Genomic DNA, 20,021 nt, shown 5'->3' with positions numbered 1-20,021 from the left:
ACCGCTCAGGGAGACTTCTTTCTCGCCCGCGGGTGGGCGGCGTCGTACACCTTGGCCAGATGCTGAAAGTCAAGCCGCGTGTAAACCTGTGTGGTGGTGATGTTGGCGTGGCCGAGCAACTCCTGCACCGCGCGCAGGTCGCCGCTGCTTTGCAGCAGGTGGCTGGCAAATGAGTGGCGCAGCATGTGCGGGTGCACGGGCGTCGTCAGCCCCGCTTGCTGGCTGCGCTGGCGCAGGCGCAGCCAGATCGACTGCGCGGTGAGCCGCTTGCCGCGCTGGCCGACAAACAGTGCCGTGTCGAGCCGCGCAGATCCTTCGCCGCCGAACGGTGTGGCCCGCAGCTGCAGCCAGACCTGCAGCGCCTCGGTGGCCGCGCGCCCCACGGGCACGCTGCGGCGCTTGCTGCCTTTGCCGAACACATGGGCCTCGCCTGCCTGCAGGTCCACCCAGCCACGGCCCAGGCGTTGGGTGTCGGCGTTGGGAATGGCCTCGAGCCCGGCCAGTTCGCCTACGCGCAGGCCACAGCCGTACAGCAGTTCGACCATGGCGGCGTCCCGCGCTTCCAGCCAGGGGTCTGCGCCCGTGTTGTCAAACTCTGCCAAGCGCACGGCATCGTCCACACCCAGCGCTTTGGGCAAGGGCTTGGGGGCCTTGGGGGCGCGCACATCCTGCACGGGGTTGTGCGGAATCAGCCCCTGCCGCCCCGCCCAAACGAAAAACCCGCGCCAGCCCGACAGGATGAGCGCAATGCCCCGGCCACTGCGCCCGCCGCTGTGCATCTGCGCCACAAAACGGCGGATGTGCGCGGTCTGCAGTTGCAGCAACGGCACATTCACGCCCGCCGCAAACTGCGCGAGCTTTTCGAGGTCCAGGGTGTAGAGGATGAGCGTGCGCGCCGCCAGCCGCTTTTCGACGCGCACATGCTCTAGATAGCGCAGGACGTGCGGGTCGAGCGTGGTGGGCGTTTCAGACATTTGCCGTGGCCGAGCCGCCGCCGCGTCTGTGCTGGCTTGCGGGCTACTTCAGCCGCAGCAGTGCTGCGCTGGCAAGCTCAGCCATGCGCGACAGAAATTCGGTGCCCATCGTGGCGTCAAACCGCTGCGGGTCTTGCGAGCCCAGCACCAGCAGGCCAAACGCGGGCGTGGCGCTGTCGATGGCACCTGCGCGCAGCGGCAGCAGGGCCAACGACTGGGCGGGTTCGCCCGCCTCATTGGCCAGCCAGGCGGCGGGTTCAAACCCCAGGTTGGGGCCGCAGAACGGCATGGTGAGCGACGAGGCAAACGCGCGGGCGTCTTCGCTGGCGCCCTGGGTGAAGTCGGCGTCGATGTACGGCGCGGCCACCTCCCACACGCGCACCGCAGCCTGGGGCACATCAAACAAGGTACGGACGCCATCCACCACCGCCTGGGGCAGGTCGAACGGGTCGCGCACCTGCAGCAGGCTGCCGGTCCATTGGTGGACCTTGTTGGCAATGGCGGCGTTTTCGGTGCTGTTGCGCACCATTTCCATGATGCGCTGCTCCAGGCCCTTGATCTTCTCGCGCAGCATTTCGGCCTGGCGCTCTTGCAGGCTCACGGCGCGGGCACCGTGGGGGCTGGTGATCTGCACGCTGGCCAGCACCTCTGCATGGCGCTCGAAGAACCCCGGCGTGTTGGTGAGGAACTGGGCGATGTCGTCTTCGGTGATCGGGGGGATGTGGGAGGTCGTCATAGAGTGGTGTCAGGAATGTCGATCTGGCCTTCAAACACCGTGGTGGCGGGGCCGGTCATGAAAACGGAATCGGGGTCGGCACCGCTCCAGGCAATGGTGAGGCGGCCGCCGCGCGTGTCCACCTGCACCTCGTTGTCGAGCAGGCCCAGGCGGATGCCCACCGCCACCGCCGCGCAGGCGCCGGTGCCGCAAGCCAGGGTTTCGCCCACGCCGCGTTCGAACACGCGCAGCCGCACATGGGTGCGGTCCACGATCTGCAAAAAGCCTGCGTTCACACGCTGGGGGAAACGCACGTGGTTTTCGATCAGCGGGCCGGTCTCCTGCACGGGAGCGGTGTCCACGTCGTCGACCAACTGCACGGCGTGGGGGTTGCCCATGGAGGCAACCGCTACCAAAACAGTAGCTATCAGCGCTTTACCATCAAGCGCTAGAGGCCATTTTTGCCCTAAACCTTGCCCCACGGGGCTCAATCCGCTGGCATCAAACGGCACCTGTGCGGGCTCGAACTGCGGCTGGCCCATGTCCACGGTGACGCGGCCATCGGGCGTGAGACGGGGAGCGATCACGCCGCCTTTGGTCAACACACGCAGGGTGTCTTTGCCCGACAGGCCCTTGTCGTGCACAAAGCGCGCAAAGCAGCGGGCGCCGTTGCCACACTGCTCCACCTCGCCGCCGTCGGCGTTGTGGATCACGTATTCAAAGTCGATGCCTTCGGCAGGAGAAGGTCGGACGGTGAGGATCTGGTCGGCCCCCACGCCGAAGTGGCGATCGGCCAGAAAGCGGTATTGCCCGGCGCTGAGACCCAGGCGGCCCTGGGTTTCGTCGAGCACCACGAAATCGTTGCCCGCGCCCTGCATTTTGGTGAAGCGAATCTGCATCCGCCGGATTATCGTCGGTGGTGCCTGAATAACCTCGGACTGCGCCGGTTTCACCACCGGACTAGGCTTGCGCTCTTTTGGCGCCGCTGTGGTCGCCACCCGCCAAGGACTCTTCATGCCCGATCTTTCCGCCTTCGCCATCACCCAGAAATGGCCCGCACAGCACCCAGACCGCCTCCAGCTGTATTCGCTGCCCACGCCCAATGGCGTGAAGGTGTCGATTGCGCTCGAAGAGCTGGGCCTGCCGTACGAGCCGCACCTGGTGAGCTTTGACACCAACGACCAGACCTCGCCCGAGTTCCTGTCGCTCAACCCCAACAACAAGATCCCGGCCATCCTGGACCCGAACGGCCCGGGCGGCCAGCCACTGGCGCTGTTCGAGTCGGGCGCCATCCTGCTGTACCTGGCGGACAAGACCGGCCAGCTGATTCCGCAGGATGCCGCTGCGCGCTACGAAACCATCCAGTGGGTGATGTGGCAGATGGGCGGTCTGGGGCCGATGCTGGGTCAGCTGGGGTTCTTTCACAAGTTTGCGGGCAAGGACTATGAGGACAAGCGCCCGCGCGACCGCTACGTGGCCGAGTCCAAGCGCCTGCTGGGCGTGCTGAACCAGCGCCTGGCGGGCCGCCAGTGGGTGATGGGCGACCAGTACACCATCGCCGACATCGCCATCCTGCCGTGGGTGCGCAACCTGATCGGCTTTTATGGCGCGGGTGACCTGGTGGAGTTCGATCAGTTCACGGAACTGAAGCGCGTGCTTGATGTGTTCGTGGCACGCCCTGCCGTGGTCAAGGGCTTGAACATCCCCGCGCGCGGCTGAGCGGTCATTGCTTAACGCATGCGCTCCTGGAGGAAATCCAGGAAGCACGCAATGCGTGCGGCCAGTTGCGTGTTGCGGTAGTAAACCGCGTTGATGGGCTGGCGCACCTCGACCGTGTCGCGCGCCAGCACCTGCACCAGGCGGCCGGCCTCGCGGTCGGCTGCGGTCATGAAATCCGACAGGCACACCAGGCCTACGTGCTCCAGCGCCAATTGGCGCAGGGTTTCGCCGCTCGATGCCGTGAGGCTGGGCACGATGGGCCATTCGTCCCCATGCGCGCCGCGCAGCGGCCAGCGGTTGAGCGACTCGGGCTCATTGAAGCCCAGCAACGTGTGTCCAGCCAAGTCGGCCACGCTTTTGGGCTTGCCGGCGCGCGCCAGGTACTCCGGGCTGGCCAGCACGCGCAGGCGGCTGGTGCACAGCGGGCGCGCATGCAGGGTCGAGTCGCGCAATTGGCCGATGCGGATGGCGATGTCCGTGCGCCGCTCCAGCAGGTCGATGTACATCTCGTCGGTATGGAGTTCCAGCGTGATCTGCGGGTAGGCCGCACGGAACGCCGGTACCAACGGCACCACGGCGTGCAGCATAAAGGGCGTGGCAGCGTTCACGCGCAGTCGGCCCGCGGGCTGCTGGCGGCGCGCGGCCATGTGCTCCTCGGCATCGTCGATGGACGCGAGGATGGCGCGGGTGCGCAGCAGAAAGGCCTGGCCCTCCTCGGTCAGCTCGGTGCGGCGCGGGGTGCGCCGCAGCAGTGTGGTCTCCAGCTTCCTTTCCAGGCGCCCAAGGGCCCGGCTGATGCCCGAAACCGTCTGCCCCAACTGGTCCGCCGCCGCCGTGATGGAGCCGCCGTCGACCACGGCCACGAAGGCCTGCAACTCTTCCAGGGTGGTTTTCATGGGCGCAATGCTCGCCGATTGTTGATTTCAAATCAACTATCTATGGCTTGCAACCGTCTTTTTCTGCAAGGCTGCAAACCCGACACTTCCCTGCATCCCCACAGGAGTGTTTCCATGCCCATTGCCTTGCTCGCGCTGACGCTCAGCGCTTTTGCCATCGGCACGACCGAGTTCGTGATCGTTGGTTTGCTGCCCACCGTGGCGGCCGACCTGTCCATCAGCATCCCCTCGGCGGGCCTGCTGGTGAGCCTGTATGCCCTGGGGGTCGCCGTCGGCGCCCCGGTGCTCACGGCCCTCACCGGCAAGCTGCCGCGCAAGGCGCTGCTGCTGTCGCTGATGGCGCTGTTCACCGCCGGCAACCTGCTGGCCTGGCAGGCACCGAGCTACGAATCGCTGGTGGCCGCGCGCATCCTCACCGGCCTGGCGCACGGGGTGTTCTTCTCCATCGGCTCGACCATCGCCACGGGCCTGGTTCCGCGCGAGAAGGCCGCCAGCGCCATTGCCATCATGTTCACCGGGCTTACGGTGGCGCTGGTCACCGGGGTGCCGCTGGGCACCTTCATCGGCCAGCACTTCGGCTGGCGCGAGACCTTTTTGGCCGTCTCGGCCCTGGGCGTGGTCGCCTTCATCGGCAGCGCACTCTTCGTGCCGCGCAACATCGCCCACACCCCACCCGCCTCGCTGCTGCAGCAGGCCAAGGTGCTGGCCGAACCCCGCCTGCTGCTGGTGTATGCCAAGACGGCCATCGGCTACGGCGGCACCTTCATCCCCTTCACCTTTCTTGCACCCATCCTCACCGACATCTCGGGCTTCAGCGCCAGCGCGGTGGGTTGGGTGATGCTGGTGTACGGCGTGTCGGTGGCCGCGGGCAACCTCTGGGGCGGCAAGCTGGCCGACCGGCTGGGGCCCATCCCGGCGCTGCGCATCATCTTTGCGCTGCTGGCTGCTGTTCTGTTGCTGCTGCAGTTCACCGCGCCCTACCCGTGGCTGGCACTCGCCACCGTGCTGCTCTGGGGTGCTGTGGCGTTTGGCAATGTGCCCGGCCTGCAGGTGTATGTGGTCAAGCAGGCCGAGCGTTTCACGCCCCAGGCGGTGGATGTCGCGTCGGGTCTGAACATCGCGGCCTTCAACCTGGGCATTGCGGGTGCCGCTTGGGCCGGTGGGGTGATCGTGACGCACTGGGGCCTGCAACACACGCCGTGGATTGGCGCACTGGTGGTACTGGTGTCGCTAGCGCTCACGCAATGGAGCGGGGTGCTGGACAAGCGCAGCGGCATCCCTGTGCGCAGCAGCGGGCCCGTGCCCGTGGGCCACTGATTTCTACTTTATTGAACTGACTGACTTTCTGACGACACAAGGACCGCACACATGACTGCCAACCTATCCCCCATCCCCGCCTTTGGCCTGGGAACCTTTCGCCTCAAGGACCAGGTCGTGATCGACTCGGTTTCACAAGCCCTGGAGCTGGGCTACCGCCTCATCGACACCGCGCAGATCTACGGCAACGAAGCCGAGGTGGGCCAGGCCATCGCCGACAGCAGCGTGCCGCGCAACGAACTGTTCATCACCACCAAGGTCTGGACCGAGAACTTGGCGGCCGACAAGCTCATCCCCAGCCTGAAAGAAAGCCTGGCCAGGCTGCGCACAGACCATGTCGACCTCACGCTGATCCACTGGCCCTCGCCCGGCGGCGCGGTGCCCGTGGCGGAGTTCATGGGGACACTGGCCGAGGCCAAGGCACAAGGCCTGACACGGCAGATCGGCGTGTCGAACTTCAACATTGCGCTGCTGCGCGAGGCCATCGCCGCCGTGGGAGCCGGTGCCATCGCCACGAACCAGATCGAGCTGCACCCCTATCTGCAAAACCGCGCCGTGGCCGAGTTCGCGCGCAGCCAGGGCATTCACACCACGTCGTACATGACGCTGGCCTACGGCAAGGTGCTGGGCGACCCGGTGGTGGGCGCCATCGCCCAGGCCCACGGCGCAACGCCCGCGCAGGTGGCCCTCGCCTGGGCCATGCAGCGGGGCTACGCCGTGATTCCATCGTCCACCCAGCGCGACAACCTGGCCAGCAATCTGAAGGCTCAGCAACTGACGCTGACAGATGCCGAGATGGCGCAGATCGCAACGCTGGACCGGGGCGACCGCTTGGTCAACCCGGACGGCCTGGCACCTGCCTGGGATTGATTCGGTACGGCCTCTGAGGTGCTCCGCGTGTCAGATGCCTGACATCACGCGCACAAAGGCCGGCACCACCCCCAACAGGTCGTCGCGCCGCTGCACGGCATGTACGTCTGCACGCGGCCCCTGGGCGCCCAGGGGCTTGAACACGACGCGGGGCCCGAACAGGATGCCCAGGGACGAGGGCACCAGGGCCACGCCCAGCCCGGCGGCCACCAGGCTCAGCACGGCCGCCAGCTCCACGGTGGTCTGCGCCACCCGGGGCGCAAAGCCCGCCTGCACGCAGCACTGCACGATGTGCTCGGCATGGGCCGATGAATCGCGGCGCAGCATCACAAAGGCTTCGCTGCGAAGGTCCTTCAAGGCCAGGGCCTTGCGCGCCGCCAATCGGTGGCCGGGCGGCAGCGCGGCCACCACCGGGTCAGGCCACAGCAGGGTGCTGGACAGCTGATCGTCGTTGACGGCGGTGCGCGAGATGCTCACGTCAATGCGCTTGTCGCGCAGTGCCGCCTGCTGCAGCGAGGGCTGCATCTCATGCAGCACCACGTCCACACCCGAGTGGCTTTGCCGGTAGCGCGCCAGCGCCGCCGGAAACGGCCCCAGAAAGTGCGAACCCGACAGCCCCACCTCAATGCGCCCCGCCTGCCCCTGGCCGATGGCGCCCACGCGCTGGCGCGCGGCGTCCAGCCGCTCCAGCACGGCGCGCGCATCCACCAGATACGCCTGGCCTGCCAGCGTCAGCTCCACACGGCGGCTGGTGCGCACAAACAGCTGCGCGCCCAGCTCGGCCTCCAGCTGGGCGATCTGCAGGCTGAGCGGCGGCTGCGACACATGCAGGCGCTGCGCGGCACGCGTGAAGCTCAGTTCCTCTGCCAGGGCGATGAAGTAGCGCAGATGCCGCAGTTCCATTGATACTTTTCAGATATAGATCAAGACCAACAATATATTGGACTGCGGGTTGGCTTGTTTCCACAATACCCTGACTACAACATCCAATTGGAGACAAACATGACGATCAAACACAGCCTGCTGGCCGCCACGCTGGCCCTCTCAGGCCTGGCCTCGGCGCAGGACAGCTATCCCACCAAGGCTGTCACCCTCACCGTGCCCAACCCGCCCGGCGGCGTGGTGGACACGTCGGCCCGGCTGCTCAATGAACCACTGACCCGCATCCTGGGCCAGCCCGTGGTGATCGACAACAAGGCCGGTGGCAGCGGCAACGTGGCCTACGGTGCGGTGGCCCGCGCCAAGGCCGATGGCTACAACCTACTGATTTCGTATTCGGCCTACCACGTGGGCAACCCAGCGTTGTCGCCCAGCCTGCCCTGGGAGGCCAAGGACTTCGCGCCGGTGGCGCTGCTCACCGTGGCGACCAACGTGATTGCGGTGCACCCCTCGGTGCCAGGCAGCAACCTCAAGGAGTTCATTGCCTACGTCAAGGCCAACCCCGGCAAGGTCAACTACGCATCGCAGGGCAACGGCTCGCTCTCACACATCGGCACCGAGATCTTCAAGCAGCAAAGCGGCACCTTCATGACCCACATCCCCTACCGTGGCTCGGGCCCGGCGGTGGCCGACGTGCTGGCAGGCCAGGTGCAGGTGTTCATCACCACGCCGCCTTCGGTCATGCAGCATGTGTTGAGTGGCAAGCTCAAGGCTTTTGCCGTGACCGGAAGCAAGCGCCACCCTGGTCTGCCCAATGTGCCCACCGTGGCTGAAGCGGGCATGCCGGACTTCAAGCTCGAAGCCTGGGTGGGTCTGTTTGCCCCGGCGGCCACGCCCCCAGCGGTCATCACGAAGCTGACGGGTGAGGTCAAAAAGGCGCTGGAACTGCCAGAAACCCGCCAGCGTGCGGACGCCGCCGGGATCGAACTGCGCTACCTGGCACCCGAGGCGCTGGGCGAATTGGTGAAGACTGAAACCGCCTACTGGGCCAAAACCATCAAGGGCGCCGGCATCAAGGCCGACTGACCCGCCCCCCCCCCCCACCTCCTTGCGCGATCTGTTCCTGGCGCCCCTGCGCGCCGGGCAGGGCAGCGCTTTGCCCAATTTTTCCTGAAAGACCGCCATGCAACGCACTTACCGCATCGGGCAGATCGTGCCCAGCTCCAACACCACGATGGAAACCGAGATCCCGGCCATGCTGCGCGCCCGTGAGCAGGTTTTGCCCGAGCGCTTTAGCTTCCATTCCAGTCGCATGCGCATGCAGAAGGTCACCAAGGAAGAGCTGGCCGCGATGGACCGCGACTCCGACCGCTGCGCGCTGGAGCTGTCGGACGGCAAGATGGACGTGATGGGCTATGCCTGCCTGGTGGCCATCATGAGCATGGGTCTGGGCTACCACCGCGCGTCCGAAAAAAGGCTGCACGAGGTCACCGTGGGCAACGGCAAGCCCGCGCCCGTGGTGTCGAGCGCGGGTGCGCTCGTCGAGGGACTCAAGGCCATGGGTGCCAAGAAGGTCTCGATACTCACGCCCTATATGAAGCCGCTCACGCAACTGGTGGTGGACTACATCGAGCACGAGGGCATCGCCGTGCACGACAGCCTGTCGCTGGAGATCCCCGACAACCTGCAAGTGGGCGCCCAGGACCCTGCTGCCCCCGCACAGATCGTGCAGCGCCTCGACACGCGCGGCGTAGATGTGGTGGTGATTTCGGCCTGCGTGCAGATGCCGTCTCTGGCTTCGGTGCAGCTCGCGCAGGACCAGCTGGGTGTGCCTGTGGTGTCGGCCGCGGTCTGCACCACCTGGGCCATGCTCCAGCGCCTGGGCCTCGAAACCAGCGTGCCTAACGCAGGCGCCCTGCTGTCGGGCAAGTATTGAAGGAAGGTCGGCGCACCACACCGCAACACCACAATCCACCGCTGCAAGGCAAAACCCGATAATGGCCTGATGCCCCGCATCAGCCAACAACTCCACCCCCACCGCGAACCCGTTGCCACCCGCCTTGCCGCCACCGTGCTGCTCCTGCGCGATGCCGTGGGCGATGGAACGCTGGAGGTGCTGATGACCCGACGCTCGCCGAACGCGAGCTTTGCCCCCGGCGCCTACGTGTTTCCCGGTGGCGGCATCGACGCGCTGGACGCCGCGCCCGACACACACGCTGCCGCTGACCGCCGCCCCACACAAAGCGATTTGCACCTGACCCAGGCCATTGCCGCCATCCGCGAGAGTTTTGAAGAACTGGGCGTGCTGCTGGCCCGCCATGCCGATGGCCCCCGCAACGGGCAGATGGCCGATGCGCAGGACATTGCCGCCATCGACCGCCACCAGCCGTTCGCTGCGCAGTGCGCCGCACGTGGGCTGCGGCTGGCTGCCGACGGTGTGTACCTGCTGGCCCACTGGACGGCCGACCGCGACTTGGCGCGCCGTTTTGAAGTGCCGTTCCTGGTGGCCCGCATGCCCGATGGCCAGGAGCCCGTGGCCGACGAGTCCGAGCAGTTCGAGCCCGTGTGGGTGCGCCCTGCCGACGCACTGGCGCGGCACGAGGCGGGGCAGTTCTTCATGATCTTCCCCACCATTCGCACGCTGCAGCGGCTGGCCAAGTTTGCCAACACCCAGGCGGTGCTGGACGCCGTGGCGCACGAGCAGCCCCTGTGGGTGAGTTGCCCGCGCGCGGGCACGCTGGCAGGCAAGGAAGCGCGCTACATGGAAGACGAGTCGCCCTTCGGCGAGTTGGCGCTGGTGTGCCCGGACGGGCAGATCGTGCACGCGCTGGACTGGCAGACCGAGCGCCCGGTGCCGCTGCTGCGCAACGTGATGCGACTGACCGCGCCCAACCCTGGCGTGATGACCGGCCCCGGCACCAACAGCTACCTGGTGGGCAACCCGGCCACCGGTTTCATCGCCATCGACCCCGGCCCGGCCGATGTCGACCACCTGGACAAGCTCTGGCGCGCGGCAGGGGGCGACATCCGCATGATTGTGTGCACGCACTCACATGCCGACCACTCCCCGGGCGCCGCGCCGCTGCAGGCACTGTGTGTGCAGGCGGGCAAACCCCAGCCGCCCATTCTGGGCTTGCCATCGGCCAATACGGCACGCGCCGCCAGTCAATTTAAACCCGACCGATCGCTACAAAATAATGAGCTATTAGCGCTTACAGGACAAGCGCCAGAGGGTGAAATGACCCATACCCTGCAGGTGATCTACACGCCCGGCCATGCGGCCAACCACCTGTGCCTGCTGCTGGTGGAAGACGCTCTGCTGTTCAGCGGCGATCACATCCTGAACGGCAGCACCACGGTGGTCGACCCGCCCGACGGCAACATGGCCGACTACCTGGATTCTCTGGACCGGCTGGATGCCGTGTGCGCCGAACACGGCGTGGAGTTCATCCTGCCCGCGCATGGTTATGTTCTGGGCGATGCGCGCGGTGCGATTGCCCGCCTCAAGGCCCACCGCCTGGCCCGCGAGGCCAAGGTGCTGGCCGCCATGCAGGCATTGCCGCAGGGCAGTATGGACGACTGGGTACAGCACGCCTATGCCGATGTGCCCGCGCGCATGTGGCCCGTGGCCCAGCGCTCGCTGCTGGCGCATGTCGAGCGCATCCGTTCACAGCAGCCCGGGAATAATTGATGCCCCCTAAGGCGCTGCGCGCCTTCCCCCTCAGGGGGACGCCACCAGTGGCCCGGCAAAGCCGGTTCCACGGTGGCACTGGCATGCGGCAGCGCCCGTTTTGAAGGCACCGCCGACAATCACGCATTTGCCCCTCGATTCCCACACGGCAAATGCCTTCCTTCCTCGCCCTATGACCGAAAAAAACCCCGACCCCACCCACATCCGCCTGGCCAAACGGGTGGCCGAACAATTGAACTGCTCGCGCAGCACGGCTGAGCAATTCGTCGAAGGCGGGTTTGTGAGCGTGGACGGCCAGGTGGTGGAAGCCGCAGGGGCCCGTGTGCGCCCCGATCAGGTCGTGACGATAGCGAAGGACGCGAGTCTGCTGGAACTGACGCCTGTCACCCTGCTGCTGCACAAGCCTGCCGGTTTTGAAGCCGGGCTGGGTCAGCCGGCCCAAGGGGGTCCGGCCCACGCCAGCCGCAGCCAGGGCGCCACCCCGGCCACTTCGCTGCTGGAGATTGCCTCCCATCTGGCAGAAGACGCCTCGGGCATCCGCGTGCTGCAACGCCACTTCAAGCAGCTCGAATGCTTCACACCGCTGCCGACCGAGGCCAGCGGCCTGGTGGTCTACACGCAAGACAAACGCATCGCGCGCAAGCTGGCCGAAGACATCGAATCGCTGGAGCAGGAATGCATCGTCGAGGTCAAGGGCGACATCGCAAACCATGGCTTGCAACGCCTGTGCCACGGCCTGACATTCAACGGCCGCCCGCTGCCCCCCATCAAGGTGAGCTGGCAAAGCGAGACCAAGCTGCGTTTTGCACTCAAGGGCATCCGCCCCGGGCAGATTCCAGCCATGTGCGACGCGGTGGGCCTGGCAGTCGTGGCCCTCAAGCGCATCCGCATCGGCCGTGTGCCGTTGTCCAAAGTGCCTGAGGGGCAGTGGCGCTATTTGCAGCCATGGGAGAAGTTTTAACCCCCCTGAGTCGCTTCGCGCCTTCCCCCCGAGGGGGACGGCCTGGCGGAGCCAGTTCCACGGGTGCGCTGGCGGTGCCGCGCCCAGTGCTGGCGGCGGGATCAGAAGGATCTACGCCGAAACGATAGCTATTAAAAACATAGCTGCTAGCGCTTATTGGTAAAGCGCTAGAGGCCAATTTGGCTCAAAATTTTCCTCTGTGATCCGCTGCTACACTGCGCGACAAACAAGGAGGGAGTTCATGAGCCAAGTTCCATCAGACCGAGACAGCGCGGCGGGGCCGATGTCCACATTCATGCCACAAAACATCGACGCCTACCCGCTCGAATTCACGGGCAGCGGGGGCGAATATTTTCGGGTGTGGATCGTCAACGTGTTGCTCAGCATCATCACGCTGGGCATCTACACACCCTGGGCCCGGCGCCGCACCGCCCAATACTTCTACGGCCACACGATGGTGGCCGGCAGCCCCCTCGAATTCACTGCGCAGCAGCGCAAGATGGTGATGGGCTTTGTGCTGTTGATGCTGATCACCCTGGCTTACAACATCGCCGCCAACACCGGGCAGGACACCGCAGTGGGCCTGTTGCTGCTGGCGGGCGCCGTGCTGGCGCCGTTCATCTGGGGCAGCGCCATGCGCTTTCGTCTGGGAGCTACCCGCTGGCGTGGTCTGCGGCTGCAGTTCACGGCCAGCTGGAAAGAGGTCTACATCGCCAGCTGGCCGGTGTTTGCACTAGCGCTGGTGTGGTTTGGCGTGTTTTTTGGCTTGCAGATGCTGTCGCCAGAACTGGCTGGGGCGCTGCAAGAGGCCGAAGAAGAAACCAAACGCAAGCTGCCCACGTTCACGCCCGCCATGGGCGGTCTGATCGTGCTGGGCCTGGTGCTGACCGTGCTGTGTTTCATCCGCCTCGAATACAACTTCAAGAGTCTGCTGGTGCTGAAGGCCCAGGTGGGCGCCGAGCGCGGTCGCTGGAAGCCGGTGTACATGGACTTTGTGAAGATCTGGCTGGCCACGGTGCTGGCCGGGGGCTCCATGGCGCTGGTCGCAGGCCTAGGCAATAAGCTGGGGCTGTGGCTGTTTGTGGTGATCGTGCTGGCCATCGTGGGCGGTATCTTCCTGCTCTTTTTGGCGTCCGCACCCGCCCGCGCCTACCGCGAGGCGCGTATGTTCCGGCTCATGTGGGACAACATCGGCGTGAGCCACGTGGCGCGTTTCAAGTGCCACCTGCCCACCGGCGGCTACGTGTGGCTGCGCATCAAGAACATGTTCCTCACCCTGATCACGCTGGGGCTCTACCGCCCCTTCGCGCGGGTGAGCGAGTACCGCATGAAGCTTGAATCGGTCACCCTGCACGTCAAAGGCGGCGTGGAGCAGGTGGCCGGTGCCATGGTGCGCCAGCAACAAGGCGGGCTGGGTGATGCGCTGGCGGATGCGGCGGGCCTGGACCTGATGGGGTGATGAGCCACCCCAGCGCGACTGCTGAAAACCCCACGGGCAAACTGGTCTCGGGGCGCTGGTTTGATGGCCTGAGCAGTAAGGCCCAGCCGGTGATGGTGGCCCTGCGGCCCACACCGCAGGGCCCTTCGCTCGTGCTTCACCCACTTGCGCAGTCGGGTGCCGCACCGACCGTGTTTGTCTTTAAAGACGTGGGCTGGCCCGAAGCGTGGAACGAGCGCCGCCCGCAGGTGCGCGTGGTCGTAGACCTGCGCGACCATGGCAGCCTGGAGATCGACGCCGTGGCCGAATGGCGCGCAGCTCTGGCGGCTGCGGGCGACCGCCCCGGCATCGCCCAACGCATGCAGACCCGCTGGCCCGTGTTGCTAGGCGTAGCCGTGGCGGCCGTCGTTGGCCTGACCCTGTTCTACCGTTACGGCACACCGTGGGCCGCAACCCAGATCACGCGGTTTGTGCCCCTGGCCTGGGAGACCAGCGTGGCCGAGAACGTGTTGAAGCAGATGGACGATGGCACGCTGAAGCCCAGCAAGCTTCCGCCGGAGCGCCAGGCCCAGTTGAAGGCCCGCTTCGACGCCCTGGTGCAACAAACCCCCAGCACACTGCACCGCTACCCCAGCTACAAGCCACCGCTCACGCTCGAGTTCCGCTCAGGCATGGGCGCCAACGCTTTTGCCCTGCCCGGCGGCAAAGTGGTGATGACCGACGGCATCGTCAAAGCAGCCGCCGAGAAGGGGCTGGACGACAACGCCCTGGTGGGCGTGCTGGCGCACGAAATCGGCCACGTGGTGTACCGCCACACCACCCGCATGGTGGTGGAACAAGGCGTGCTCAACATGGGCCTGGGGCTAGCTCTGGGTGATGTGTCCGGCATCGTGTCCACCGGAGCATCGGTGCTGACCGGCCTGGCCTACAGCCGCAACCACGAACGCGAGGCCGACTGCTACGCCATCGCCCTCATGAAGCACACGGCCCTGCCCACAGCGCCCATGGGCAAGCTGCTGCTGGCCATTGCGCGCGACGAAGAAGAACGCGAGGCGCGGGAAGAGCAGGAAGAAAAGGACGAGAAGCAAGCGACCAAGAAAGACGCAGCCGCCTCAGCCCCAGACAGCCAGGCCGCCGCCAGCGCCCCAGCGCCCGCCCCCCGCAAACGCAGGCCGACCGCCAACGACGAGCCCGAGCACGCGGTGTGGTCCCTTCTGAGCAGTCACCCAGAAACTGTTCAGCGCGCAACGGAGCTGGAAAAGGGGCACGCGCCGCATTGCCCCAAACTGTGACCAGGGTGCAGCGGGCACTGTTGCCAACTGTCCGCAGCACCTTACCCATTCACTCCTCTTCGCACGAAGCTGCAGTGCGAATGGCAAAAACATGAAACCGTCACACCCACGAAGGCGCCGCCTGGCAATGGTCTTGGTAGTTAGTCTGCAGACTGTGGCCGCTGCGAGCTGGGCACAGACAGCCAAGACGCCGGGCAACCCTGAAGCCACCCGCAAAGCACTCACCGCGTTGCTCGCCGCCGCCCACGACCCCATTCCGCGCACCTCGTCCTGTCACGAAGGCCAGGGCGCATACGGCCAGACGGGGCCCGCCACCGTGAAGGACTTGCTGGCCATGCGCATGGCGTACCTCTACGCGGGCTCCAACGTGATCGAAGGCCACTGCGAGCAGTCGCAGCAGTGCACGGTGTCGATCCGGCACGCTGCCGGAGAAGACGTGGCGTCTGTGTCCATCACCTTCGCCGTGAAAGCGGGGAAGGCCCAGGCCACCACGCTGCGATGCCTGATCACACCCTGACGCCGGTATGCTGGACCGATGGTTAAGCGAGCCCACCAGCGGAAAAATGAATAGTGTGAAGCGCGCCGATAAGCCGGATTCTGTGCACCACGGTTGCCCGCAGTGTGACCGCCATTAATCTGGGCCGGGTGTCGCCACCACGGCTCGGTGCTACCTACCCGCCAACTCTGCGGAACCACATCAACGTTGGCCTACTTGGTATTGCTGCGCGTAGAGATTGCCCGTTTCACCCAAGTCGCGTTCCGCGCCTTGGGCGGCTATGGGGCTTCAGGCTTGCGCCTGAGCGTCTGGCTTGCGCCAGCCGGTGCCAGCTTGCGCTGGCCCCCCATAGAACACCCGTGGTGGCTGAAAACGACCTGACTCGTCTCTGTTGCTCTGATCCTCACCTCACGGTGGGCAGCCGTTAGCTGCTACGCTGTCCTGTGCAGTCCGGACGTTCCTCCAGTGCCTGGTTTCCCAGATTGCACCAGCGGCGGTCTGGCGCGCTTCACGGGGTGGATTATCGCCCAGCGGCTGATGCACGATCCCAATCCAGCCCAAACCGCGCCAGGTATTTGCGCAGCCGGTCCGCATCATTGACCACTGTGCGCTGCGCGCGCGAGGCTTGGAACAGCTGGCGCCCCGCGTCGGACAGGGTGCGGGCCTGACGGCACACCTGCAGCACGGCCGCCAGTTGCAGTTGGTCGAACAGGTCCATGGATTCCACCGCTTTCTCACCCAACAGGTCCGCAAGATCGTCACGGCTCACCGCGCCGGTCGCGGACGCCAAACCGTTGCGCGCATCGCTGGCGGGTTGCCACAGCCAGCGCAGGCGGGCCATTTCTGCCTCGACCAGGGGCAGGCCAATGCGGCCGCTGTCGGCCAGTGTGGCCAGGCGCGTCACGCTGGCCGACAGGTCGCGGAAGTTGCCGGTCCACAGCGCCTCGGGCGACTGGGCGTAGCGCAGGTAGGCCGCGCGCGCCTCGTTGGAAAAGCGCACGCTGCGGCCCAGCTCGGCGCCTGCGCGGGCCAGTTGGTGATCCACGTTGGGCTCAATGTCTTCGGGCCGCTGCGCCAGGCCGGGCAGCATATAGCTCCAGAGGTTGATGCGCGCATACAGGTCTTCGCGAAAGCGCCCGGCCGCCACCTCCGTGCGCAGGTCGCGGTTGGTACCGGCGATCAGCTCGAAGTCGCTGGCCACCTCACGGTCGCTGCCCATGGGGTAGAAGCGCTTTTCCTCCACGGCTTTGAGCAGCATGGCCTGCTCGTCCAGGCCCAGTTCGCCAATCTCGTCAAGGAACAGCACACCCTTGTGCGCCGTGCGCAGCAGGCCAGCACGGTCGGCTGCCGCGCCCGTGAAAGCGCCCTTTTTGTGGCCGAACAGCGTGGATGCCGCGCCGTCGCCATGCAACGTGGCGCAGTTCACTTCCACGAACTCGCCTTCGACCTGATGGCGCGATTTTTTCAGCTCGAACATGCGCCGCGCCAGGTGCGACTTGCCCGCGCCCGTGGGCCCGGTGAACAGGATGGGCGCGCGCGAGCGCACCGCCACGCGCTCCACCTCGTCGATCAGCGCGTTAAAGCGCGCATTGCGCGTGGCGATGCCGCTTTTGAGGAAGTCCACCGCATCGCGCTGCTCGGCGCCAAACCGCTGGGCGATCACGTCGTAGCGCGACAGGTCCAGATCAATCAGCGCATAGCTGCCCGGGTCGCCCGCCTGCTGGCGCTTGGGGGGCGAGGTCTGCGCCAGCACGCCCGGAATGCGGCGCGACTCCACCAGCAAGAACAGGCAGATCTGCGCCACGTGGGTGCCGGTGGTGATGTGGGTCCAGTACTCCTCGCGTTCAGTGTCAAAGCGGTAGGCCTGGGTCCAGTCAAACAGCTTGGCATACACCTCGCCAAAGTCCCAGGGGTCGGCAATGGGCAGGGGGACCAAATTCACCGTGGTTTCCGGCGATGCGGTTTCGATGTCTTTGCACACCTGCTGCGCCAGGTCGTGGTGGGGCGGCGTGTAGAGCAGCTCCAGCCGCTCGATCACCACGTCCTCATGCTGCACCAGCGATACGGTGGGGCGCCACTTCTCCCACCGCCCTGCGCCTCGGCCGGAGTCGAGCTGGGTGCCGAGGAAACCGATCACGACTTTGTTTTTGCGCATGCTGTTTATCTATTTAGCTAGCTTTAATTCTATTTATTCCAAATTTACCTAAGAAGCAAAAAATCTTACGGATGAATTTCCCCATACAAATCAACGGCTTGAAGAAATTCAACCGACAAAACTCAGGCTGGCACGCATCTGGCAATAGATAAGACAGCCAGTGCAAGCGGTGACCGCTCACAGGCCGGGGTTAGGACCAACGTTCGCCCCGCCGGTGCAGGGAATCCGGGCCATCAAGGCCTTGTCGATTCCCCGCATGCCGCACACCGCAAACGCTGGGTAACGGCAAGGTCGGGTGACGCCTCGCAAGAGGACGTGCCGGGTTCGACTCCCGGCTTGCCACCACTGGTAGCTCAGTCTGGTAGAGCCCCCCGAAAGGGGTTGTCGCAGGTTCGATTCCTGCCCATGGCCGCAAGGCCAGCACTTGGAAGTACCGGTCGAAAGACCACCCGCCGGACGCGGGGAGTTGCGCCAGGGTTGCGTTTTTGGACGCAACCGCAAGGCAAGGCCCCGTCAGCCGGTGGCGGTTTGTGCCAGCACCCGGCACAGCCCGCGCCCGCAGCCAGCCACGCTGCCGCCCTGCTTGCAGGGCAGCAACCACGGCGCACTGCAGGGCCCTGGCTGTGCCCGCTGGCACCCCGCCATTGCTGTAACGGCACCCTGATTGCAACGACAACGACAGAACAAGGAGAAGAAAAATGATGAAGCTGATCGAACGAGTGACCGTGAAGAAAAACGAACGCGCCCTGCTGCTTCGCAATGGCAGCTTTGACCGCGTGCTCCAAAGCGGCACCTACTGGCTGTTTGCAGGCATGGACCAATTGCGCGTGGAGACGTTCGCCCTCGAACAACCCGCCTTCACCCACGGCCTGGCCGACTACCTGATGGCGCAGGAGCCTGCCGTGGTGGCGGCAGAGTTTGTGCAAGTGAACCTGTCGGAGCAGCAAGTGGGCCTGCGCAGCGAAAACGGCGTGCTGGTCGAGGTGCTGCCCCCTGGCACCCGCCGCCTTTATTGGAAAGGACTGGTAGAGGTGAGCGTGCAGGTGATCGACCTGGAGGCAGGCCCCGAGCTGCCCGCCGCCCTGGTGGCGCGCCTCACGCACACCCAACTGCGCCAGCGCAGTGTGACCGGATTGACTGGCGTGCTGCAAGTGCAGGTGCCCGAGGGCCAGTGCGCGCTGCTCACCATCGACAGCAAAGTGGATCGACTGCTGCCCGCAGGCGCCTACGCGTTCTGGAAGTACGGCCGCACCATCGCCGTGGAGCTGGTGGACCTGCGCCTGCAAGCCGTGGAGGTATCGGGCCAGGACATCATGACCCGTGACAAGGTGAGCTTGCGACTGAACCTGTCTGCCACCTTTCGCTACACCGATGTGCTGCGCGCCTTTGCCCAGCTGCAAAAGCCTGCCGACCACCTCTACCGCGAGCTGCAGTTTGCGCTGCGCGCCGCCGTGGGCACCCGCACGCTCGATGAGCTGCTGGAGAACAAGACGGTGATCGACGACGTGGTGACCGCGCACATGGCTACCAAGCTGCAGCCGTACGGCATGCAACTGGAGAGCGTGGGCGTGAAGGACATCGTGCTGCCTGGCGAGATGAAAACCATCCTGACCCAGGTGGTTCAGGCGGAAAAGCAGGCCCAGGCCAACGTGATCCGCCGCCGCGAAGAGACTGCCGCCACGCGCTCGCTGCTCAACACGGCGAAGGTGATGGAGGACAACCCCGTTGCCCTGCGCATGAAGGAGCTGGAGACGCTGGAACGGGTGGCTGAACGGATCGACAAGATCTCGGTGTTTGGTGGACTGGATCAGGTGCTCAATGGACTGGTGAAGATACGTTGAGCGCAAATCAATGAAGTGAAATTGTGATGAAAACGAAGAAACTGACAGCACGCGAAAGGCGCCTGAGCCGGGAAACCAAGGTACCGAGTTGCGAGTCCGTTGGCCTGGACCGGGCGGTTTACAGCGAGGCATTGCGCTTCCTGTTTGACCGCCCGGTACCCGAGAAAGGCGGACAGGAGTGGTACTGGCATATGTACGAGCCCGAGTTTGAAGCGACGCCCTTGCAATGGACCCATGTCCAGACCGTGCTGTTTGCCAATGCCGGGGTTGATCTGGCACCGTACAACGACGATCAGGTAGGGATGGGCCTGAACCATGTGATGAGCAACAACGCGGGCGACATCCCGCACATGGTGAACGACCCGTCCGTGCCGCTGGTCGACGCGATGCGCATGGTGCGGGCCTTGCCCACCCTGTGGCGCGATTGCCTTGGCCCGCGCCTGAGCGCTGGCGAGCCGAGCACGATCGGGAGCAGAAGCGACCGCCTCTACTTCGTGAGCTACATGTGGTTTGACGTGTGGCCCACGTTCTGGAATGCCAAGCACATCCCCGAGTGGCAGGACGCGATGTGGCAGATGTTTTGCGAGATGCTGGCCATGCCCTGGCGCGAAGCGCAGGTATCGGCCTTGCACGGCATCGGCCATGAGGGCACCCGCCTGAACCGGCCCAAGGAATTGCAGGCGCACATGGAGGCCTTCATCCGCCAGGTGAAGAACGACGACGAACTGAAAACCTATGCCCAGGCCGCAGCCCGTGGAATGGTTCAATGAACAACGA

At 65.4% G+C, this 20,021-nt stretch carries 18 protein-coding genes and 1 other RNA gene; 12 read left to right on the top strand and 7 right to left on the bottom strand.

What is annotated here, in order from left to right:
* Positions 1 to 5: 5 nt before the first annotated feature.
* Genes ACK41V_RS08175 through dapF form a run of 3 tightly spaced genes read right to left on the bottom strand, consistent with a single transcriptional unit; the run spans position 6 to position 2,588 of the window.
* The gene (locus ACK41V_RS08175; protein WP_409780408.1) at positions 6 to 974 is read right to left on the bottom strand and encodes a tyrosine recombinase XerC; all 969 of its coding nucleotides are present in this window, start codon (positions 972 to 974) and stop codon (positions 6 to 8) included.
* Positions 975 to 1,017: 43 nt separating this feature from the next.
* A complete protein-coding gene (locus ACK41V_RS08170; protein ID WP_409780405.1) occupies positions 1,018 to 1,710 on the bottom strand; it encodes a DUF484 family protein in 693 nt (230 codons plus the stop codon).
* Complete coding sequence (dapF, locus tag ACK41V_RS08165) at positions 1,707 to 2,588, bottom strand: diaminopimelate epimerase (protein ID WP_409780403.1); 882 nt, start codon at positions 2,586 to 2,588, stop codon at positions 1,707 to 1,709. The genes ACK41V_RS08170 and dapF overlap by 4 nt, the downstream gene beginning before the upstream one ends.
* A 115-nt stretch (positions 2,589 to 2,703) precedes the next feature.
* Here dapF and ACK41V_RS08160 point away from each other — a divergent pair, with 115 nt between their 5' ends.
* Positions 2,704 to 3,408, top strand: coding sequence for a glutathione S-transferase N-terminal domain-containing protein (locus ACK41V_RS08160; protein ID WP_409780401.1), 705 nt, complete (start codon positions 2,704 to 2,706; stop codon positions 3,406 to 3,408).
* Positions 3,409 to 3,419: 11 nt separating this feature from the next.
* Here the strand turns inward: ACK41V_RS08160 and ACK41V_RS08155 are convergent, their stop codons facing one another.
* Positions 3,420 to 4,304, bottom strand: a complete 885-nt coding sequence (locus ACK41V_RS08155) for a LysR substrate-binding domain-containing protein (RefSeq protein WP_409780399.1) — start codon at positions 4,302 to 4,304, stop codon at positions 3,420 to 3,422.
* A gap of 114 nt (positions 4,305 to 4,418) precedes the next feature.
* Between ACK41V_RS08155 and ACK41V_RS08150 the strand changes: the two genes are divergently transcribed.
* Both ACK41V_RS08150 and dkgB read left to right on the top strand, forming a co-directional pair.
* Complete coding sequence (locus ACK41V_RS08150; RefSeq protein WP_409780396.1) at positions 4,419 to 5,621, top strand: MFS transporter; 1,203 nt, start codon at positions 4,419 to 4,421, stop codon at positions 5,619 to 5,621.
* 51 nt (positions 5,622 to 5,672) lie between these two features.
* On the top strand, positions 5,673 to 6,491 hold the full coding sequence (gene dkgB, locus ACK41V_RS08145; RefSeq protein ID WP_409780393.1) for a 2,5-didehydrogluconate reductase DkgB: 819 nt from the start codon (positions 5,673 to 5,675) through the stop codon (positions 6,489 to 6,491).
* A gap of 30 nt (positions 6,492 to 6,521) precedes the next feature.
* On the opposite strand, the gene ACK41V_RS08140 is transcribed toward dkgB, so the two are convergent.
* Positions 6,522 to 7,394, bottom strand: coding sequence for a LysR substrate-binding domain-containing protein (locus tag ACK41V_RS08140; protein ID WP_409780391.1), 873 nt, complete (start codon positions 7,392 to 7,394; stop codon positions 6,522 to 6,524).
* Positions 7,395 to 7,493: 99 nt separating this feature from the next.
* On the opposite strand from ACK41V_RS08140, the gene ACK41V_RS08135 reads away from it, so the two are divergent.
* From ACK41V_RS08135 to ACK41V_RS08105, 7 genes are all read left to right on the top strand, one after another.
* Positions 7,494 to 8,456 carry a Bug family tripartite tricarboxylate transporter substrate binding protein gene (locus ACK41V_RS08135; RefSeq protein WP_409780388.1) on the top strand — a complete coding sequence of 321 codons (963 nt, stop codon included), beginning with the start codon at positions 7,494 to 7,496 and terminating at the stop codon, positions 8,454 to 8,456.
* Between the two features lie 97 nt (positions 8,457 to 8,553).
* A complete protein-coding gene (locus ACK41V_RS08130) occupies positions 8,554 to 9,306 on the top strand; it encodes an Asp/Glu racemase (RefSeq protein ID WP_409780385.1) in 753 nt (250 codons plus the stop codon).
* A gap of 69 nt (positions 9,307 to 9,375) precedes the next feature.
* Positions 9,376 to 11,061: an MBL fold metallo-hydrolase gene (locus tag ACK41V_RS08125; protein WP_409780382.1), complete on the top strand. Its 1,686-nt coding sequence runs from the start codon at positions 9,376 to 9,378 to the stop codon at positions 11,059 to 11,061.
* A 172-nt stretch (positions 11,062 to 11,233) separates the two neighbouring features.
* Complete coding sequence (locus ACK41V_RS08120) at positions 11,234 to 12,022, top strand: rRNA pseudouridine synthase (RefSeq protein WP_409780379.1); 789 nt, start codon at positions 11,234 to 11,236, stop codon at positions 12,020 to 12,022.
* Positions 12,023 to 12,263: 241 nt separating this feature from the next.
* A complete protein-coding gene (locus tag ACK41V_RS08115) occupies positions 12,264 to 13,481 on the top strand; it encodes a YjgN family protein (RefSeq protein WP_409780376.1) in 1,218 nt (405 codons plus the stop codon).
* On the top strand, positions 13,481 to 14,752 hold the full coding sequence (locus ACK41V_RS08110; RefSeq protein WP_409780373.1) for a M48 family metallopeptidase: 1,272 nt from the start codon (positions 13,481 to 13,483) through the stop codon (positions 14,750 to 14,752). Before ACK41V_RS08115 ends, ACK41V_RS08110 begins: the two co-directional genes overlap by 1 nt.
* A 127-nt stretch (positions 14,753 to 14,879) precedes the next feature.
* Positions 14,880 to 15,269, top strand: coding sequence for a hypothetical protein (locus ACK41V_RS08105; protein ID WP_409780370.1), 390 nt, complete (start codon positions 14,880 to 14,882; stop codon positions 15,267 to 15,269).
* 53 nt (positions 15,270 to 15,322) lie between these two features.
* Here the strand turns inward: ACK41V_RS08105 and rnpB are convergent.
* Both rnpB and rtcR read right to left on the bottom strand, forming a co-directional pair.
* Positions 15,323 to 15,758: RNase P RNA component class A (gene rnpB, locus ACK41V_RS08100), an RNA gene on the bottom strand.
* A 10-nt stretch (positions 15,759 to 15,768) separates the two neighbouring features.
* The gene (gene rtcR / locus ACK41V_RS08095) at positions 15,769 to 17,403 is read right to left on the bottom strand and encodes an RNA repair transcriptional activator RtcR (protein ID WP_409780367.1); all 1,635 of its coding nucleotides are present in this window, start codon (positions 17,401 to 17,403) and stop codon (positions 15,769 to 15,771) included.
* Positions 17,404 to 18,104: 701 nt separating this feature from the next.
* Here rtcR and ACK41V_RS08090 point away from each other — a divergent pair.
* Together ACK41V_RS08090 and ACK41V_RS08085 are read left to right on the top strand one after the other, a co-directional pair.
* Entirely contained in the window at positions 18,105 to 19,244 is a 1,140-nt protein-coding gene (locus ACK41V_RS08090; protein WP_409780517.1) for a slipin family protein, read from the top strand.
* A 26-nt stretch (positions 19,245 to 19,270) separates the two neighbouring features.
* Positions 19,271 to 20,014, top strand: a complete 744-nt coding sequence (locus tag ACK41V_RS08085; protein ID WP_409780364.1) for a hypothetical protein — start codon at positions 19,271 to 19,273, stop codon at positions 20,012 to 20,014.
* Positions 20,015 to 20,021: the final 7 nt, after the last annotated feature.

This window comes from Acidovorax sp. (assembly GCF_046291265.1).
Taxonomy (GTDB): domain Bacteria; phylum Pseudomonadota; class Gammaproteobacteria; order Burkholderiales; family Burkholderiaceae_C; genus Acidovorax.
This window is presented reverse-complemented; position numbering and strand designations above follow the sequence as displayed.

Excerpts from the sequence above, each read along its gene's own strand:
- ACK41V_RS08175 (WP_409780408.1), bottom strand. The coding sequence starts at position 974 with ATGTCTGAAACGCCCACCACGCTCGACCCGCACGTCCTGCGCTATCTA.
- ACK41V_RS08170 (WP_409780405.1), bottom strand. The coding sequence starts at position 1,710 with ATGACGACCTCCCACATCCCCCCGATCACCGAAGACGACATCGCCCAG.
- dapF (WP_409780403.1), bottom strand. The coding sequence starts at position 2,588 with ATGCAGATTCGCTTCACCAAAATGCAGGGCGCGGGCAACGATTTCGTG.
- ACK41V_RS08160 (WP_409780401.1), top strand. The coding sequence starts at position 2,704 with ATGCCCGATCTTTCCGCCTTCGCCATCACCCAGAAATGGCCCGCACAG.
- ACK41V_RS08155 (WP_409780399.1), bottom strand. The coding sequence starts at position 4,304 with ATGAAAACCACCCTGGAAGAGTTGCAGGCCTTCGTGGCCGTGGTCGAC.
- ACK41V_RS08150 (WP_409780396.1), top strand. The coding sequence starts at position 4,419 with ATGCCCATTGCCTTGCTCGCGCTGACGCTCAGCGCTTTTGCCATCGGC.
- dkgB (WP_409780393.1), top strand. The coding sequence starts at position 5,673 with ATGACTGCCAACCTATCCCCCATCCCCGCCTTTGGCCTGGGAACCTTT.
- ACK41V_RS08140 (WP_409780391.1), bottom strand. The coding sequence starts at position 7,394 with ATGGAACTGCGGCATCTGCGCTACTTCATCGCCCTGGCAGAGGAACTG.
- ACK41V_RS08135 (WP_409780388.1), top strand. The coding sequence starts at position 7,494 with ATGACGATCAAACACAGCCTGCTGGCCGCCACGCTGGCCCTCTCAGGC.
- ACK41V_RS08130 (WP_409780385.1), top strand. The coding sequence starts at position 8,554 with ATGCAACGCACTTACCGCATCGGGCAGATCGTGCCCAGCTCCAACACC.
- ACK41V_RS08125 (WP_409780382.1), top strand. The coding sequence starts at position 9,376 with ATGCCCCGCATCAGCCAACAACTCCACCCCCACCGCGAACCCGTTGCC.
- ACK41V_RS08120 (WP_409780379.1), top strand. The coding sequence starts at position 11,234 with ATGACCGAAAAAAACCCCGACCCCACCCACATCCGCCTGGCCAAACGG.
- ACK41V_RS08115 (WP_409780376.1), top strand. The coding sequence starts at position 12,264 with ATGAGCCAAGTTCCATCAGACCGAGACAGCGCGGCGGGGCCGATGTCC.
- ACK41V_RS08110 (WP_409780373.1), top strand. The coding sequence starts at position 13,481 with ATGAGCCACCCCAGCGCGACTGCTGAAAACCCCACGGGCAAACTGGTC.
- ACK41V_RS08105 (WP_409780370.1), top strand. The coding sequence starts at position 14,880 with ATGGTCTTGGTAGTTAGTCTGCAGACTGTGGCCGCTGCGAGCTGGGCA.
- rtcR (WP_409780367.1), bottom strand. The coding sequence starts at position 17,403 with ATGCGCAAAAACAAAGTCGTGATCGGTTTCCTCGGCACCCAGCTCGAC.
- ACK41V_RS08090 (WP_409780517.1), top strand. The coding sequence starts at position 18,105 with ATGAAGCTGATCGAACGAGTGACCGTGAAGAAAAACGAACGCGCCCTG.
- ACK41V_RS08085 (WP_409780364.1), top strand. The coding sequence starts at position 19,271 with ATGAAAACGAAGAAACTGACAGCACGCGAAAGGCGCCTGAGCCGGGAA.